Raw genomic sequence first — 16,669 nt, 5'->3', positions numbered from 1 at the left:
TGGGGAGTTTTATAGGATATACGGATGCTCGTACTGTGTATCTGTTACTGATAGAAATTACAAATATAGGAAAGTTCCACCTATATCTCACGGCTATCCCTGATCTGGAAGACCTGATTCTGGATCGCCAATGCGATCTCTCTGATCTTTCCCAGATAATGATCCGTCGGATTTTTCCCTCTGCTATCTTCGACGAGCAGTTCAATGTAGCAGTTCAGGGCAGTGATTTGATTGAGGAGGGAATGGTGGATGACTTCAAAGAGTTGATCCTCTTTTTGGGTTGTTCTCTGCAGGGTAGTGCAGGTCTTTGTCTGTGTGGTCACTTCTGAGAGTATCCCGATTAACCCGCTGTCCTTCCCGGTTCTGTTCAGCGGGTGGTGCGAACCCTTCATGTGATGGAGCGTGCCATCTCTGTCCTGAATCCTAAAGGTCAGATCTGGTGATTCATCCTTCTGTATGGCTGCCATTATCATGGCCTTCAGGACGAGTCTATCTTTTTGATAAGCCAGTTCACAGAGATCTTTACCGATAAGTTCCCGTGCAGAATATGATGAGAGCCGTTCGATCGCAGAACCGATCCTAGTGACGATCCCGTGTTTATCCACAGTATAGATCACCTCAAGGAGATCATCGATCAGTGTCGGGAGATACGAGTTCATTGGGATATGATGTGAGTTTTTTGATGACTGCCTGAAAATTTCACGGACAATACTCTGTATTCTAAACCCGCAACTGGTCTGAACAACAGACCAGAACGTCTCAATCTCTTTTTTCTCTCTGCCGGAAGTGATCAGTGTACTCTTCCATGGTATATCTGGCCATGGTGTAGGGCCTGCTTTGAGCATTAGATCTATCTGCTGATATTCTTCCGGGTCATTTTCTGCGTTGAGCAAGGCATATATCGCCCCGAGAGGCATTCCCTGTGCCTGAGTTTTTAAAATGCCGGTGATCCGCTCCATGCTCTGATTCCAGATGAGTATCATCCCTTCTTCGTCGGTCAGAAGGATCCCATCAGTGGTTTGATCGATCAGGTTGAGCAGTTGGTCCTTGTCTGGAGATTGGTTTTGAGGTTCACTCGCGGTGATAGTATTCTCTGTGCTATGAGAACGTTCCTCTCTCTCAAGGGTACTGAAAATAAATGAGATATCGTCTCCAATCTCAGAGAACATCTCTATCCGATCCCCATCAAAGACATCTCTCTGTCGAGATATGAACACAATTGCACCGATCAGATCTCCATATAATTTGAGCGGCACTGAACAAAGTGAGTTGTAGCCCTGGGTCATTGCCCATTCACCCCATTGGGGGATCACCTGAAGATGACTGATATCATTACAGGTATAAGGGTATCCCCGAATCAATGCATCCCCACAGGGGTCATCCCCTTCTCCCTCTTTTGGATCTGATAGGGTGATCCCGGGGATATCTGGCACCTGTCCATCACTGCTGCGGGCGATATAGGGAAACACCATGCTCTGTTCCGGGTCGATGAACCCAGTCCAGCAGAGTTCAAAATTCCAGAATTGGATCGCAAGGTCGGAGATTTCTACGAGCAGTTCATCACGGTCCCGACTCCGGGCAAGTGCTTTGTTGATTCGGCTCATGAAATCGAGACGTCTGGTCAGAGCTCTGTTCTTCTCTTCGATCAGACGTTTCTCAACACTGGCTCTGATCTTGTGAGCAAGGTCAACAAATTGTGTGCGGGGGTCGCCTCCTTTCTGTACATAATGGTCTGCCCCCTGTTCGTAGGCCTCGATGGCGATCTGTTCTCTTCCCTGGCCTGTGAAGAGGATGAATGGGGTCTGATCACCACGGTGCCGTAACTCTTTGAGAAAAGCGATGCCGTCCATTTCGGGCATCAGATAATCAGAAACGATCGCATCGAATGAATGACTGTCGATGATCTTGAGTCCCTCTTTAACAGACGAACTGACGGTCACTGTGAAGATCCCTGTCTTTTCCAGAAACCATGTTCCGATCTCAAGCAGTTCAGGTTCATCATCAACATAGAGGATCCGTATGCTAGGCTCTGTGATCTGTGGTGGGGGTTCTGCCACCCTAGAAGAACCTGGTCCGGCTTTAACAACCATCTCTCTCTTATTCTCCTTTGAAAAAAAAACTGGAAGGGATCCCATAGATCAGACCGTGTGGTTGATGGTCTCAAGTAGATGACGGATATCGATCCAGATGATCAGTTCTGTGATATCCCTCTCTTTAATCCGGGTCTGCTTCTTGATGATGCCGATGATATGAGTGTCTGCGCTGGTCTCTGCGATGGCAGTTTTATCGACCTGGGTCAGGGAGAAGGTGGAGACCGATGATACGTCATCGACCATGATCCCGATCTTTGATTTGGTGATTCGATCATCGAGGACGATGACCCTGCAGTCCTCCTCATGCACATCCGTGTCTTCCGGGATGTTCATCTGCTGTTTCAGATCGATGATCGTGGTGATCTCACCCCGGAGATCGATGATCCCCTTGATGTAGGAAGGGGTGTTGGGGAGTTTGGTGATGGTGGTATATTCCACCACCTCCCGGACATCGAAGAGATCGATGGCGAAGTGTTCTCTTCCGAGCAGGAACTCCACCACCTGGACGCTCTCCGCAGCACTGGCCTTCAATTCTCCTCGTGTATTTCCTCTCCCGGATTCTGGTTGATCCTCTTGAATGGAGTCAGTCATCGAAACCACACCATTCAGACCCTGAATTTATTGATCCCACTGGAGACTGAGTCGACAATCACGTTTACATTCTCGATGATCTTTCCGACTTCATCGATCGCCGCCGAGGACTCCTCGCTGGCTGCTGCGGCATCCCCTGCGTCGCTGGCCGTTCCGTCCACCAGGGAACTCACCTCATGAACACTGGCCGTGATCTCCTCGACGGTGGCTGCCTGCTCTTCGGAGGCGCTTGCAACCTCTTCGACCGAGCGGGTGATCTTCTCGACATCGGCAACGATCCGGTTGAAGACGTTCAGAGTCTCAGAGAGGACCGCTGACCCCTCACCGACCTCTTTTGAGGCGGATGCGGTCGCCTGTGCGGCCAGTTCTGACTTGTGCTGGAGACCGCCGATCATCTCGGCGATCGACTCAGCAGAGGTCCTCGACTCCTGGGCGAGGGACTTCACCTCCGCGGCGACCACGGCGAACCCACGGCCGGCATCGCCGGCTCGGGCGGCCTCGATGGCCGCGTTCAGGGCGAGCAGGTTGGTCTGGTTGGCCAGGTCCGAGATCAGGCCGACGATCTTTCCGATCTTCTGCATCTCTGACTTGATCTCGCCGATGATCTGGTCCACCTCCGTGGTGGATCGGGTGATCCCGACCATCCCCTGTTCGGCCTTCCGTGCGAGTTCGGCCCCGTCCTTGGAGAGGGTGTTTGCACTGTTTGCAAGGTTAGCTACAGACTCGCTGCTGGCGGTCACCTCCTCAACGGCGGCAGAGAGGTCCTCCATCGCCTTGAGTACCTGTTCGAGACCCTGGTTCCCTTTCTCAGCGTTGGAACTGACCTTGCCGGCACTTTCAGCGACCTGCTGTGCCCCGGAAACCACCTCCTCAATGCTTGCGTTCGCCTCCTCTGCCGAGGCTGCGAGGTCGGTGACATGATTATTGATGTCTCCTATTGCGGCTGAGACCGAGATCCCGATATTGTCCAGGGCATCCCTGAATTTGACAAAGTCTCCGGCAACTCTGAGGTTCTTGTCCATCCTGGCCTGATAATTATACTCGGAGAACTCATGTGCAACCCGCATCGCTTCATCGACCGGCTCGATCACGGCGTCGAGCGTCTTATTGAATCCCTCGATGATCTTCCTGTAGTCGCCCTGGTGTCTGGTTGCGTCCGCTCTGTTGGCGAGTTTTCCTTCGATGGCGGCTTCTGCGAGCAAATTAGCATCGGTGACGAGTGCATTGATGTTGTCAATACAGGCGTTCATGCTCTTCTGCATCCCGATGATATCCCCAGTCACCTTGTTGGTTCTCTTCTCGGGGATATCGCCTTTCCCGATCTTATCATAACCATTTATGGCAACATTTAACGGAGCGATGATGGCATCGAGCGTTCTGTTGAATCCCTCGATAACCTCCCGATAATCACCCTGGTGTCTGGTTGTATCCGCTCTGTTGGCGAGTTTTCCTTCTATGGCGCCTTCTGCGAGCAGATTAGCATCGGTGACGAGTGCATTGATGTTGTCGATGAGGTTGTTCAGGTTGATATGAAGTGTGTTGAAGTCACCATTGAGCTGGCGGTTTGTCTTATCAGGAATATCACCTTTACTGATCCGATCAATGCATTCTGCAGCCAGATTCAATGGTGTGATAACAGCATCGAGGGTCTGGTTGACCCCTTCGATGATCTTCCGGTAATCACCCTGATGTTTGGTTGCGTCCGCCCTAGTCGCGAGTTTTCCTTCGACTGCTGCTACCGAGAGCATATTGGCATCAGCAACGAGTGCATTGATGTTGTCGATACAGTTGTTGATGCTTTTCTGCATCGCGATGATATCGCCGTTCACCTTGTTGGTTCTCTTTTCTGGAATGTCGCCAATACCGATTTTATTATAATAATCTATGGCAACATTTAACGGAGCGATGATGGCATCGAGCATCGCATTGAGACCCACCATCATCTTTTTGTTACCACCCTGGAACTTGGAAGGATCGGCGCGTGTTGCGAGTTTACCCTCGATTGCAGCCTCTATCAGCATATCAAGTTCAGTATTCCGCATCACAATCACATCGATCTGCTGATTCAGGTTATGCATCAGAACATTGAAGTCACCCTGATAATCCGCTGTGATCTTTTCTGGTGCTATCCCTGCGCTGATCTTGGCGACAAAGTCAGCAGCGATATTTAATGGTCCGATGACCGCATCGAGCGTCTGGTTGAATCCCTCGATAATCTTCTCGTAATCGCCTTGATGTTTTGTTGCATCCGCTCTTATCGAGAGTTTGCCTTCGACGGCTGCATTGGCAAGCATCTCCGCATCGTTGATGAGGCCACTGATCGCCAGCTGCGCCTCCTGCAGGTTCTCGTTCATCTTCACAAAGTCATCATGCTCTGCCTGGGTGAATTTGTTAGCCGGCTTGACGGTCAGGTCGAAGTTAAGGTTTCCTTTTGCGAGCAGGGCGAGATTTGTTGCCATTCGGTCCACCTCGGCCTTGGTGAAGTCACGGACCGCAATGACTGAAGTGAGGTCCTGTACGACTTCAACATATCCAATTTGGTTCCCTTTCTGGTCGCGGAGGGACGAGGTGGTCTGTTTGCCATTCATCTCACCCCAGACGAAGTAACTCTCGGTGACCCCTTTGTGCAGCTGCCGGATCCCGCATCCCTCGGTGTTGCAGATCGTCGCGTTGGCTGTGGAACAGGGCAGTCCCATGGAGGTGTCACGGTTCTTAATTGCTCCCTGCTCGATCAGCGTCTTCTCAAAGGCCGCATTCATCAGCGTCCATTTCATGTCCAGGTCGGTGACATGGATCGGGAATGGCACCGCATCGATGATCGCCTTATACCAGGAGTTCTTCTCGGTGAAGACGTCGAGGAGGGTGTTGATCCCTTCGGCGATCATCTTGAAGTCTCCGGTGTGGTTGGCAAGGTCAATCCGTGCAGAGAGATCTCCGCCCTTCGCCTTCTCTGCGATGAAAAGAATATCAGTGACTGCTTTCTTCTGTCCGGCGGAGAGTAACTCAAACTGCTGCGCCTTTTCCTTTGTTATTTCAAGTTCCTTTGTATTTTCGTTAGGATCCATACTTATTGCCTCATGACCTGCACTGATTCCGTTCCCATTCCTTGAGTCTCCTGATCGGAGTGTGTGTCGGATCGGCGCATCGTTTCTTCTCCGTTTGATATGCCTTATGAAAAGCACCTCTTCCTTGAACAGGGTGGAGATGTACTGAAAATTTGAGGATTACTTAGATAAATTGTCGCTAATGCCAAGCATAGGTGGAGAATTATATTTCAATACCTCTTCTTAGGATCGGAGCAGGTATAAGTGAATGAGAAGGGGTAAAGAGCAAGGTCAGTCGGAATTTGATGAGATCAGAACCATCCTCAATCTGAACCCCCGGGGTCTCTCTATCCAGGAGATTGCTGAGATCATGGGGGCAAACCGGAATTCGGTTGCCAAGTATCTGGAGATCCTGCAGATACAGGGATCCGTCGATCTCAGGAAGATGGGGAATTCCAAGATCTACCTGACGGCCTCCCGCTACCCGGTTAGAACGCTCCAGCGTCTCTGCACTGATGGTCTCCTCATTCTGAACCATGAACTGATGATAGTCTCCTGTAATAACCGGTTATCTGATTATCTGGAATCAGTATCTGGTGCTATCACCGGCACCACTCTCAATGACCTGCTGTATCCGCTCAAGGCATGCGATAAGATCCTGACACTGGCCACTGCAGCGGTGAGAGGAAAGGAGGGTGCAATCAGTATCGTCCCGAGATGGGGACCTCTGACGCATGAACTGCAGTTACACCTGCTTCCCATTGTTTTTTCCAGTGGTCGACCTGGAGCGGCTGTGATCCTCAAGGGCCTCTGCGAAGAAAAAGGTGGTATGGGACTGGGGGGAAGTGGTTCGGATTTTGAGAGGATGCTGCTCGATCAGATGGAGGAGGTCTACTGTCGTCTCTCTCTGGATCTGTCTATCATCGAAGTGAACCTGGCTTTCTGTCGTATGAGTGGACACTGCCATGATGAACTGATTGGATTTCGGTTCAGGCTGATGGTGCCTGAAGAGGACTGGGCCAGAACCTCCGGGAGGTTGTTAACTCTGACTCCTCAGAGCCCCATGATCCTCCTTGAACATCGCGTTCTCACGGGTGATGGCCATATTAGATGGGTGAGATGGACATACCGGGGGCTATTCTCCTGGGTTGGTAGTCTTACCGAATATTTGTGTACAGGTCTTGATATCACCGATCAGAAAAACACAGAAGATCGTCTTGAGCATTTACATACTCATTTCGAAGAGGTTATCCAGAAAAGAACGGATGAACTTCGTGAGATAAACCGACAACTGTTTCAGGAAGTCAGTCATCGGGAGGCAGCGGAGCAGCAACTCCGCCTCACAAAGTATGGTGTCGACAATGCAGCAGAGATGATCCTCTGGACGGATCAGTATGGAATTGTCACGTTGATCAACAGGCGAGGCAAGGAGGTGCTCGGGTTAGATATTGGTGAATCCTTGATGACCTACATCGAAAGAAACTATCCGGAGCGTACTCAGTGGCAGGAACTCTGGGAATTGCTGGTTGAAGATGGTCCGTTCAAGATAGAACGGATGATCCTGAGAGTGGATAGCACCTGGTTCCCGGTTGAGATGATGATCAATCACCTCTTGTTTGGAGGGAGGGAATATTCATGCTTCTTTGTCAGGGATATCAGTGAACGGAAGGGGTATGAAACTGCTCTCCAGGGGGCAGAGGAGAAGTACCATCTCCTGATTGAAAATGCTCGTGATGTAATCTTTCGAATATCCATACAACCGGAGTTCAATATCGACTACCTCAGTCCCTCTATTGAACTGCTGACCGGTTTTTCTCAGGATCAGTTCTATGCCAATCCGGTGTTGGTCACCCAGGTCTTGAATGAGCAGAATTACAGGGCTTTCCTCTCATATTTAGATGATCCCCGGATTTTTGAGGGTCCAACAACGGTCAGGTTCCGACGAAAAGATAAGAGTTGGGGATGGCTTGAGGTCTCTGTTGTATTCATCAGAGATGATCAGGGTTGCATCACTGCGCTTGAAGGGATAGGTCGTGACATATCGAACAGAAAAAATGGGGAGGATGAAATTCGTCTGGGAGCGTAAGAGGGCGAGGCTGTATTTCGATCTCGTGGGTTCTCTGCTGGTGGTGATTGGGAATGTCGTGCAGATAAGTAACAGACGTGTGAGTGTACCTTGTTTGGATACCCCGAAGAGGAGATGGTTGGAAAGAACTGGATCGATCACTTCATTCCTGTTTTGGATTGGGGTGTGATAGGCAGATTCTTTAATGACTTAATCAGGGGATGTATCTCTGGTGTCTGGTATGATCAGAATACAATTATTAACCTTTGAAGGTGCAGAACGGTTGGAAGCATGGCACACCACTATTTTTGTGGACCAGATTGGCACTCCCTGTGGTCTCCTTGCAGGAGGGAGTGTGGTGCCTGTGGTACCTCCCTATCCAGTGCAGTCAGATCCACTGCAATCCGAATCCCGCTCTCCTCGTCAAAGGCAAACACCCGCCGTTCGACTCGTTGGACCATCCCTGTGCTCGTTAGAATCAGGGATGACTCCCCGATGAGTGCGCGTAGAATGCATTTGTCGATCACATCATAGGTGTAATCGAGGACGATCTCTTCAACTGTCGCCAGGTGCTTTGCCCGGGTTCCCATCGCACCCTTCCGGTGGTTAGGATGGGTCTGTACCCAGCAATGAATCATTTCTGCCGGCACCGTATCAACATTGCAGACCGAGATTGAACCATACTCTTTTGCGTCACGCTGCCGGTTAAGACTCTGTTCCAGGCAGTTCACGAGATGAAGGACCGACCGCGGAGCCTTCGGCCCTGAAAGGATCTTCCGTGCGACCAGTTCTGTAAAGGTCTCAAGGACCGCCGGGGTGCGCAGGTTTGTGGCTGCGATCAGGGCAGGATCCATAAAGACCTTTTCTGGAGGCCCCTGGTGAATTACGAGCCCACTGTTCATCAGGATGATATCATCAGCCCACTGGTATGCGAGTTCGATGTCATGGGTCGAGATGATGATCGTCTTCCCCTGCACATTCAACTCATCGAGCAGTTCCATCAGATCGGCAGCCCCAGCCGGGTCCAGGGAACTGGTCGGCTCGTCGAAGATCAGAACATCCGGTTCCATGACCAGCACGCCGGCGATCGCGGCCTTCTTCTTCTCGCCGCCGCTGAGCAGGTGTGGTGGGCGTCGTTCATATCCAATCAGTCCCACCGCGGAGAGTCCCCTCTGGACCAGTGCCTTGACCTGATCCTTTGCGATACCAAGATTCACCGGACCGAAGGCGACGTCCTGGTAGACGGTCGGGGCGAAGAGTTGGGCATCCGAGTTCTGAAAGACCAGGCCGATCTTCTTCCGTAAGTCACGCAGACTCGATCGGTCGTACCTGAGCGGACTGTTATGAAAGAGCACCTCCCCGCTGGTGGGTCTCAAAATTCCATTGCAGGAGAGGATGAGGGTCGTCTTTCCTGCCCCGTTCGGGCCGACGAGGGCGACTTTCGCCCCCTCTGATATGGAGAAGTTCACGCCCCTTAGGGATTCCTGACAGTTCGGGTATGCGTAATGAACGTCTCTGAATTCAAGGATGGTGGACATGACTAATTACCTCTTAGAAGATTCTCATAGATGCGGTGAGATATGCGATTCCAATGCAGACAGACAGGTAGACGAGAACCAATGTGACGGCCAGAATTCCCGGCCGGGCATGGTCTTCGCCGAGGTCCAGTCTCCCATCGTAACAGCGGGCGTCCATCACGGTCAGCAGATCCTCTCCCTGCTGCCAGGCTCGGATAAAAAGCATCGCTGCAAGCATGCCGAGGGACTGGAGTTTATTCCGAAAGGTATCGTATCCATGCCTCAGCACCTGTGCCGTATGGATTGAGATCGCTTCACCAATCAGCACAAAGATGAAGTGATAGATCAGCATCGAGAGATCGATCAGACTGGAGGGCAGACGAAGGGAATGCATGATAGAGAAGATCTCGGTGATCGGAGTCGTCAGGGCGATGAAATAGAGTGCGCACATCCCCCCGAAGGTCCTCGCGATCAGCAGGATTGCAAGGTTCGCGGACCCCGTGGTCACCGTAAGGGTGATTCCAGGAGGGATAGGAAGTGAAACGAGTGCTGCTCCGCCACCGCCGGTGAAGAGGATGACGATTCCGCTGGTGAGTGAGAATGAGATTGGGATGGTGAGCAGCGCAAGATAGAGTCGCATTGGAATCTTTGCGATACCCACTGTGATCGCGGCCATGCTCACCGCGATGAAGATAGGTGAAAACAGCGTTGTCGACGATGTACAGATCAGGATCGCCCCGATGCCAAGGCCCAACTTGAGTCTGGCATCCTGGTCGCTCAGTGCGTTGCACTGGGTATATTCATCGAGGAGGTGCTCCATCATGAGTACTATCCAATCCTAACTCTCTACCCGGCCCGTTCTTCTCACTATTCACACCTGTTTTTTGGTCTGTTCAATGTTCTTTCGTTCCTGTCTGCCACGGTAATATCCGAAAAAATAACCGATCACCAGTGCTCCTGCGGCTGACTGCAGGCAGAAGAAGAGTGTCTCGATCTCGCTGCTTGGTGGTGTGTAGATCGGACTGAACCAGGGTGTGTAACCTGTTGATTCGATGATCTTGGTCGCACCATCGTCAGATCCACCCCATGCCACTTCTCCGGGTGCCAGAGTGCCTGCCATATGGGCGTTCACCACCACGAAGATCCCGGCGAAGATCACAACAGCCATGATAGCGATGATCTCAAGGGTGTACTTCATGAGTACGCCTCTAGGATCTGCTTTGACTGCGCCGGACTGATGACACCGAGATGAATGAGAATGTCCGGCCTTATCTGGTTGATGTACTTGAAGGTGAGCGTGAGGAAGATCCCTTCGATGATGGCGAGCGGCACCTGTGTCACGGCAAAGATCCCGGCAAACGTGATGAACGAGGTCATATACCCGCCGGCAGCTGCCGGGAACGCGAGCGACAGCTGGATTGACGTGATTACGTAGGTGAAGATATCTGCAAGGGCTGATGCCAGGAAGACGTTCACGATCGAATTCAGATTGATCGCCTTTCCTCCCTGGTAGACCCAGTAACCCAGAAGAGGTCCGCAGATTCCCATGGAAAACACGTTTGCGCCGAGTGTTGTGAGCCCGCCGTGTGCAAGGAAGAGCGCCTGGTAGACCAGGACGATGATACTGAGAACCGAAGTGATGAACGGTCCGAACATGATGGCACCAAGTCCTGTCCCTGTTGGGTGAGAGCAGCTTCCGGTGACCGACGGCATCTTCAGGGATGAGAGGACGAAGATGAAGGCGCCGCAGACTGCTAGCAACGGGAGGGTACTCCTGTTCTCTTTTACGAGTCGATTGAGCTGGTAGATCCCATAAGCAATGAACGGTGCAGAGACTGCAAACCAGAACAGGCACCATTGAAGCGGAAGAAACCCTTCCATAATATGCATTTCAGTTCCTCATACAAGTATTCTTGATCTAATTAAATAAAACATGGGTATTTCCAGAACCATCCATTATTCATATTTGAATAGAAATCCCATCAGAGCGGTTATCACGCGATCAGTCCTCAAAAGAGTTGGGGTATGATCAGCAGAGCAACGAGAGTTTTTTAACAACCCGTTCGACCTGCTCCACAGAGGTTCCAATATAATTATCAGGGTTCAGCAGAGCCACTACGTCATCAGGTTCGATCAGCGACGAGACTTCGGACTTCTCTTTCAGCACCTCGGCCAGGTGTCGCTGCTCGGCCCGGGCCTGCATCGATGCCTCGCGCATCAGTTCGTGGGCGACCTGCCGGTCCATACCCCGTTCGGTCAGGGTGATCATCACGGCCTCTGCCATGTTCACTCCATGCAGAAGATCCAGGTTCCGCCTGATCTGGTCCCTGTTGATCTTCAGGCCTTCAAGAACCCTGGTCATCACATGGATGATATGATCTGCCAGCACCGAGGCCTCCGGAAAGATCACCCGCTCACATGAAGAGTTGGTCAGGTCGCGTTCATCCCAGAGCGTATTGTTCCCAAGGGCCGGCTCGACCGCAGCCCGTACTACCCTGGCCAGTCCGCAGACCTGCTCACTCTTGATCGGGTTTCGCTTGTGCGGCATGGTGCTCGACCCGACCTGGTTCTTCCCAAAGGCCTCCTCGACCTCTGCAATCTCAGTCCGCTGTAAGGATCTGATCTCGATCCCTATCTTGTCGAGGGTCGTCGCTATATTTGCCAGGAACAGGAAGTACTCGGCATACCGGTCTCGCGAGATCACCTGGTTGGAGACGTCGACCGCCCCAAGGTCGAGATAGGCCATCATCTTCTCCATCACCTCGATCCCTTTCGGTCCGATCGCGGCCTGGGTTCCGACCGCACCGGTCAACTGCCCCACCTCGACCCGTGGGCGGAGTTGCTGCAACCGCTCGATATGCCGTCCCACTTCGCTTGCCCAGATCGCAAACCGGAGACCGTATGTGGTCGGTACACCGATCTGTCCATGCGTCCTGCCGGCACAGACCAGTGTCCTGGTCTCTTCAGCTCGTTTCAACAGAACTGAGAGGAGTTCTTTGAGCCCATCCTCGATCAATTTCAGGCTCGCCTTTACCTGGAGACCGGTTGCCGTGTCGAGCATATCATTGGATGTAGCCCCGAAGTGGACCCAGGCCCCTGCTTCGCCACAGACCTCTGCCAGCGCTTTAACGATAGCCATCATGTCATGGCTGATCTCAGCCTCGATCTCCTTGGCCCGTTCCAGACTTGCTGTTTCTGCTTTCTGCTCGATCGTCTCGGCTGCTTCTCCAGGGATCATCCCGCAGGCAGCTTCGGCCTTTGCAAGTCCGACCTCTGCTGCAACGATGCATCTGAACCGGTGCTCCTCGCCCCAGATCTCGCGCATCGCTGATGTCCCGTACCTGAACTCAATCGGATGGATCGCCATACTACTGGATCATTGCGTGGGTATCCATAAAAAAGGGATGCAGATCCAAATCCAGGAAAACGATTATTTATGTTCTTAACCGAAGTATAAAGGATTCTTTTGTATTACCATCTGATCTTGACCGACAACTGCAATCTCTGCTGCTCGTACTGTAGAGGAAAGGCGTTTGAAAGCCTTGAGGGTGAGGATGAGTTTGGAGAGATAGATTGTGCGCTCCCTGTTGAACTGGACATCGACCTTGATAAACTCTATTCGTTTCTGGCCCGGGATCCAGAGGCGGCCCTGACCTTCTATGGGGGTGAACCACTGCTCAGGAGCGATCTCATCGAGGAGATAGTGCACCATGCCCCGGTGTCGAAGTTCCTGCTGCATACCAATGGTGTACTGTTGAGCCAGTTGAACCCGGGAGTGGTGGCTGACCTTGATACGATCCTGGTCTCGATCGATGGTCCGAAACCTCTGACCGACCTGCATCGGGGCGAGGGAACCTTCGATAAGGTGATATCTGCAGTACAGGGACTCTCTGCATCTGGATTTACCGGCGAATTGATCGGGCGGATGACCGTCGACGAGCAGACAGATATCTATGCCGCGGTCAGGGGACTTGCAGAGAATTCCGGCTATCCATTCACCTCGCTCCACTGGCAACTCGATGCCAATTTCTCGCACGACTATCAGGATCGGGATTTTGTCCGCTGGGTCGAGTCTTCGTACAACCCTGGGATCAGCAGACTGGTTGCGTACTGGATCAGGATGATGCGTGAGCAGGGGCAGGTGCTCAGGTGGTATCCGTTCCTCGACACGATGGAAGACCTGCTTCTTGGGCGGGCAAGTCTTCTTCGGTGCGGATCGGGGTATGCGAATTACACGATCCTGACTGATGGATCGATCGTTCCCTGTCCGGTGATGATCGGGATGAAACAGTATTACCTCGGGAATATTGCGACCGTCGACCCAAAAGGTTTGAAACAGGTGATGGTCGGTGGTTCCTGCGGAGACTGTTCAATCTCAGAATTCTGTGGCGGACGGTGTTTGTATTCTAATATCATTGCTCCATGGCCGGAGGAAGGGAGAGCGGTGGTCTGTGACACGGTTCACCATCTTTACACCACGCTGGCAGCAGCGCTTCCTGAAGTCCGGGAGATGATTCAGGAGGGACTCATCACGCTGACTGACTTCTGTCATCACAAGTTCAATGGCTGTGAGATCATCCCCTAGAACTTCACTACACGTGGCGATCGCCTCGGTCTCTTCAGAAAATTTCATTTTTCTTTCATCACCTCCGCAGCAGAAGGGGGACTTCATCAGATAGTAAAAAAGGCGTTGTGCGCAGATAGGTATACAGTATGACTGCACTTGACGACTGGTTCCCGTACAGCGCGTACAGGCCCTATCAGCGGGAGATGCTCGAGACCTCTGCTGCTATAGCGGCGCAGGGGGGGATTGCGATGATCGACGCACCCACCGGGAGCGGGAAGTCCAGTGTGATTGCGGCGCTGCTCAGTGAGAGCAGGGGGAGGAAGGTGATCGTCGCTGTCCGGACTGTCAGCCAGTTGAACACCTTCATCCGGGAACTCCAACTGATCCGAAAGAAACAACGCTCCCTGAAATTTGCCTATCTGGTTGGTAAGGGGTCGATGTGTCCGCTCGGTGGGGAAGGGGATGTCTATCGACGGTGCGAGGGGGTCAAGGCCTTCTCCTCGGCATTGATGCGCGAGCAGGCCCAGAAGGGAATGCTCAATCCGGCGAAGGATCCTCAGATCCGGAACCAGATTCGGCGTATGGACAAGGAGCATCCAATCATCTGTCCGTATTATATCAACAGCAGGATCTTTGTCCAGAGCGAGGATCTCTCTCTGAAGATGGTCCCTTCCGGGCAACTCCGTTCCCGGGCAGACCGGATTGGAGCAGAAGCAGTCGCCCCCCGGCAGCTTCATGAACTCTGTGGGGATATCTGCCCGTACGAGGCGATGCTCCACGCAGCCAGACATGCCGATGTCGTTGTATTGAACTATTACCACCTGTTCACCGATGAGATCCGTGACCAGCTGTATACATCCCTTGGGATCGAATCGCCTGGCGATGTGCTGCTGCTGATCGATGAGGCGCATAACTGCGGTGACACTGTACAGAGCATCCAGAGCGTTTCGCTCGATGACCAATCTCTCGAACTGGCCTCGCATGAACTGGCTGCACTCCGGAAGCATCTGAACTGTGTGGAGCCGGTGGAACAGGTGCTGCCGCAGATCTCCAACTTTATGCAGGCCTTGAAACGGTCCACCGAGATAGAGGACTGGTTTGATCCATCGATCTTCAATCGGATGGTTATTCGGGGATCGCTGTACCGCCAGATCGAAGAGGTGGTCGAAGACCTGCAGACAATAACCGAATTTGTTCGGGAGAAGAACACCAAGGCCGGCGAATACAAGGAGACCGCGGTCGAACAACTGGCCGATTTCCTCTATCGGATCTATCGTTCATCTGCAGACCCCGCATTCCTGACCGTCTTCCGACGGCTGGAAGAGGAACGGATAACACTCGAGGTTCGGAACATTGACCCTGCCGATCAGTTACAGACCATTGCCCGGGCTCACGCCTGTTGCATCCTGATCAGTGGAACCCTTTCACCAGTGGAGAGTTACCGGCGGTATTACTTCGGGGATCTGCCGGTGACAACGATCTCGCTGCCGAACGCGTTCCCGTCGAAGAACAGGCTGATCCTCTGCAGCACCGATATCACCACCGCGTATAGTATGCGTCAGAGCAGTGGAAATCTCGCAGCTATCGATGACTATATCGCTGCATTTGCGACGGTCAAAGGGAACATCGCTGTCTACTTCCCCTCCTATCAACTGCTTGAGACCTTTGCCGAGCGGTGCCGGCGCAAGGTCTCGGGTAGAACGCTCTTCATCGAGCCCAAGGACTCGGCCGATGCCGGGGCCGCGCTGAAGACCTTTATGGACCTTCCCCGACATGGGGCTTCTGGTATGATGTTTGCGGTCTGTGGTGGCAAATGGAGTGAAGGGCTCGATTACCGTGGGGAGATGCTGAGCGGGGCACTCGTCATCGGGCTCCCACTGGCGCCGTTCAACAAGGTTCGAAAGATGGTGATCGACTACTTCAGGCACAAGTTCGGTGAGGAGGGAGAGTTCATCTCGTACACGCTCCCTGCCATCAATCGGGCCACCCAGGCCCTCGGTAGGGTATTGAGGACACCTGAGGATCGCGGGGTACTGGTGCTCGGCGAGAAACGGTTCTGGGAGGAGCGGGTAAAAAGCGGTCTTTCTCCCTGGATGCAGCAGGAGATGAAACCCTGCGATGCTTCAACATTTCGAGAGGCACTCAAGAGATGGCGTTGAAGGAGGGTGTTGATCGATTTCAGGACTGGTCCGTCCATGTGGTCTGGGAGGAAGGATCAGTCTACCGGATCTGGTTCTCTGATGAAGAACCATCAGGCGAGATCCCTCCCCTTCTCTCCCGGTACCTTCACGGCGAATCTGTCGACCTGAACCCTCTCTCTGTTCCCGGAACAGACGGTGACAGTCTCAATGCTCGGATTTACCGGGCTGTCAGGCAGGTGCCCTATGGTTCAACCGCCACCTATGGCTCGATCGCCTATTCTGTCGGCACTGGACCTCGGGTCGTCGGTCAGGCGATGAAGCAGAATAGAACTCCGCTGCTGATCCCCTGCCATCGGATCGTGGCTGCTCATGGTCCTGGGGGATATACGCCAGATATCTCGATCAAACTGGCTCTCCTGGCGATGGAGCAACGCCTTTCGTGCCGTGAGGTATAAGTGAGTTTATGGAGAATAAGATAAGAACTGCTGATCGGGGGGGCCGGATAAAATGCATTTCCAACGATCCCTGTGCTGTGAAATGGAGCGATGAAGATGAATGTGTTGGTTCTCTGGGCTGGGACCGTGGTCGCGATTAGGACCCGTTGTCAGATCGAAGCGTCTACCCATGCCGGTTTTATGAACCAGATCTGGT

At 52.6% G+C, this 16,669-nt stretch carries 14 protein-coding genes; 4 read left to right on the top strand and 10 right to left on the bottom strand.

All coding sequences use genetic code 11. The features are described 5' to 3' along the window. Positions 1-80: 80 nt before the first annotated feature. The 5 genes from MPAL_RS08490 to MPAL_RS16935 form a co-directional block, all read right to left on the bottom strand. The gene (locus tag MPAL_RS08490; protein WP_012618336.1) at positions 81-2,090 is read right to left on the bottom strand and encodes a response regulator; all 2,010 of its coding nucleotides are present in this window, start codon (positions 2,088-2,090) and stop codon (positions 81-83) included. A gap of 48 nt (positions 2,091-2,138) precedes the next feature. Beyond that, on the bottom strand, positions 2,139-2,684 hold the full coding sequence (locus MPAL_RS08485) for a chemotaxis protein CheW (RefSeq protein ID WP_012618335.1): 546 nt from the start codon (positions 2,682-2,684) through the stop codon (positions 2,139-2,141). Between the two features lie 14 nt (positions 2,685-2,698). After that, positions 2,699-5,749 carry a methyl-accepting chemotaxis protein gene (locus tag MPAL_RS08480; RefSeq protein ID WP_012618334.1) on the bottom strand — a complete coding sequence of 1,017 codons (3,051 nt, stop codon included), beginning with the start codon at positions 5,747-5,749 and terminating at the stop codon, positions 2,699-2,701. Between the two features lie 202 nt (positions 5,750-5,951). Then, positions 5,952-6,266: a hypothetical protein gene (locus tag MPAL_RS16940; RefSeq protein ID WP_236610495.1), complete on the bottom strand. Its 315-nt coding sequence runs from the start codon at positions 6,264-6,266 to the stop codon at positions 5,952-5,954. 207 nt (positions 6,267-6,473) lie between these two features. Further along, positions 6,474-6,695 (bottom strand): hypothetical protein, encoded by a 222-nt coding sequence (locus MPAL_RS16935; protein ID WP_236610494.1) that lies wholly within the window; start codon positions 6,693-6,695, stop codon positions 6,474-6,476. Here MPAL_RS16935 and MPAL_RS08475 point away from each other — a divergent pair. Then, on the top strand, positions 6,594-7,814 hold the full coding sequence (locus MPAL_RS08475) for a PAS domain-containing protein (protein ID WP_330217446.1): 1,221 nt from the start codon (positions 6,594-6,596) through the stop codon (positions 7,812-7,814). The two genes, MPAL_RS16935 and MPAL_RS08475, sit on opposite strands and share 102 nt — an antisense overlap. 281 nt (positions 7,815-8,095) lie before the next feature. Here the strand turns inward: MPAL_RS08475 and MPAL_RS08470 are convergent, their stop codons facing one another. From MPAL_RS08470 to purB, 5 genes are all read right to left on the bottom strand, one after another. Next, positions 8,096-9,331 (bottom strand): energy-coupling factor ABC transporter ATP-binding protein, encoded by a 1,236-nt coding sequence (locus MPAL_RS08470; RefSeq protein ID WP_012618332.1) that lies wholly within the window; start codon positions 9,329-9,331, stop codon positions 8,096-8,098. Positions 9,332-9,344: 13 nt separating this feature from the next. Then, a complete protein-coding gene (gene cbiQ / locus MPAL_RS08465) occupies positions 9,345-10,133 on the bottom strand; it encodes a cobalt ECF transporter T component CbiQ (protein WP_012618331.1) in 789 nt (262 codons plus the stop codon). A gap of 48 nt (positions 10,134-10,181) precedes the next feature. Then, the gene (locus MPAL_RS08460) at positions 10,182-10,508 is read right to left on the bottom strand and encodes an energy-coupling factor ABC transporter substrate-binding protein (RefSeq protein WP_012618330.1); all 327 of its coding nucleotides are present in this window, start codon (positions 10,506-10,508) and stop codon (positions 10,182-10,184) included. Continuing rightward, the gene (locus MPAL_RS08455; RefSeq protein WP_012618329.1) at positions 10,505-11,200 is read right to left on the bottom strand and encodes an energy-coupling factor ABC transporter permease; all 696 of its coding nucleotides are present in this window, start codon (positions 11,198-11,200) and stop codon (positions 10,505-10,507) included. Before MPAL_RS08455 ends, MPAL_RS08460 begins: the two co-directional genes overlap by 4 nt. A 139-nt stretch (positions 11,201-11,339) precedes the next feature. Beyond that, entirely contained in the window at positions 11,340-12,677 is a 1,338-nt protein-coding gene (gene purB, locus MPAL_RS08450; protein ID WP_012618328.1) for an adenylosuccinate lyase, read from the bottom strand. A gap of 99 nt (positions 12,678-12,776) precedes the next feature. Here purB and MPAL_RS08445 point away from each other — a divergent pair, with 99 nt between their 5' ends. The 3 genes from MPAL_RS08445 (at position 12,777) to MPAL_RS08435 (ending at position 16,473) form a co-directional block, all read left to right on the top strand. Further along, positions 12,777-13,895, top strand: coding sequence for a TIGR04084 family radical SAM/SPASM domain-containing protein (locus MPAL_RS08445; protein WP_012618327.1), 1,119 nt, complete (start codon positions 12,777-12,779; stop codon positions 13,893-13,895). A 128-nt stretch (positions 13,896-14,023) separates the two neighbouring features. Beyond that, a complete protein-coding gene (locus MPAL_RS08440) occupies positions 14,024-16,036 on the top strand; it encodes an ATP-dependent DNA helicase (RefSeq protein WP_012618326.1) in 2,013 nt (670 codons plus the stop codon). After that, complete coding sequence (locus MPAL_RS08435) at positions 16,027-16,473, top strand: methylated-DNA--[protein]-cysteine S-methyltransferase (protein ID WP_012618325.1); 447 nt, start codon at positions 16,027-16,029, stop codon at positions 16,471-16,473. The genes MPAL_RS08440 and MPAL_RS08435 overlap by 10 nt, the downstream gene beginning before the upstream one ends. The last annotated feature ends 196 nt before the right edge of the window (positions 16,474-16,669 follow it).

Origin of the sequence: Methanosphaerula palustris E1-9c, assembly GCF_000021965.1 — an archaeon.
Classification (GTDB): Archaea; Halobacteriota; Methanomicrobia; order Methanomicrobiales; family Methanospirillaceae; genus Methanosphaerula; species Methanosphaerula palustris.
This window is presented reverse-complemented; position numbering and strand designations above follow the sequence as displayed.

Bases quoted from the DNA above. Each gene is read 5' to 3' on its own strand.
- MPAL_RS08490 (WP_012618336.1), bottom strand. From the start codon at position 2,090: ATGGTTGTTAAAGCCGGACCAGGTTCTTCTAGGGTGGCAGAACCCCCA.
- MPAL_RS08485 (WP_012618335.1), bottom strand. From the start codon at position 2,684: ATGACTGACTCCATTCAAGAGGATCAACCAGAATCCGGGAGAGGAAAT.
- MPAL_RS08480 (WP_012618334.1), bottom strand. From the start codon at position 5,749: ATGGATCCTAACGAAAATACAAAGGAACTTGAAATAACAAAGGAAAAG.
- MPAL_RS16940 (WP_236610495.1), bottom strand. From the start codon at position 6,266: ATGGTTCAGAATGAGGAGACCATCAGTGCAGAGACGCTGGAGCGTTCT.
- MPAL_RS08475 (WP_330217446.1), top strand. From the start codon at position 6,594: ATGCTGCTCGATCAGATGGAGGAGGTCTACTGTCGTCTCTCTCTGGAT.
- MPAL_RS16935 (WP_236610494.1), bottom strand. From the start codon at position 6,695: ATGGCAGTGTCCACTCATACGACAGAAAGCCAGGTTCACTTCGATGAT.
- MPAL_RS08470 (WP_012618332.1), bottom strand. From the start codon at position 9,331: ATGTCCACCATCCTTGAATTCAGAGACGTTCATTACGCATACCCGAAC.
- cbiQ (WP_012618331.1), bottom strand. From the start codon at position 10,133: ATGATGGAGCACCTCCTCGATGAATATACCCAGTGCAACGCACTGAGC.
- MPAL_RS08460 (WP_012618330.1), bottom strand. From the start codon at position 10,508: ATGAAGTACACCCTTGAGATCATCGCTATCATGGCTGTTGTGATCTTC.
- MPAL_RS08455 (WP_012618329.1), bottom strand. From the start codon at position 11,200: ATGCATATTATGGAAGGGTTTCTTCCGCTTCAATGGTGCCTGTTCTGG.
- purB (WP_012618328.1), bottom strand. From the start codon at position 12,677: ATGGCGATCCATCCGATTGAGTTCAGGTACGGGACATCAGCGATGCGC.
- MPAL_RS08440 (WP_012618326.1), top strand. From the start codon at position 14,024: ATGACTGCACTTGACGACTGGTTCCCGTACAGCGCGTACAGGCCCTAT.
- MPAL_RS08435 (WP_012618325.1), top strand. From the start codon at position 16,027: ATGGCGTTGAAGGAGGGTGTTGATCGATTTCAGGACTGGTCCGTCCAT.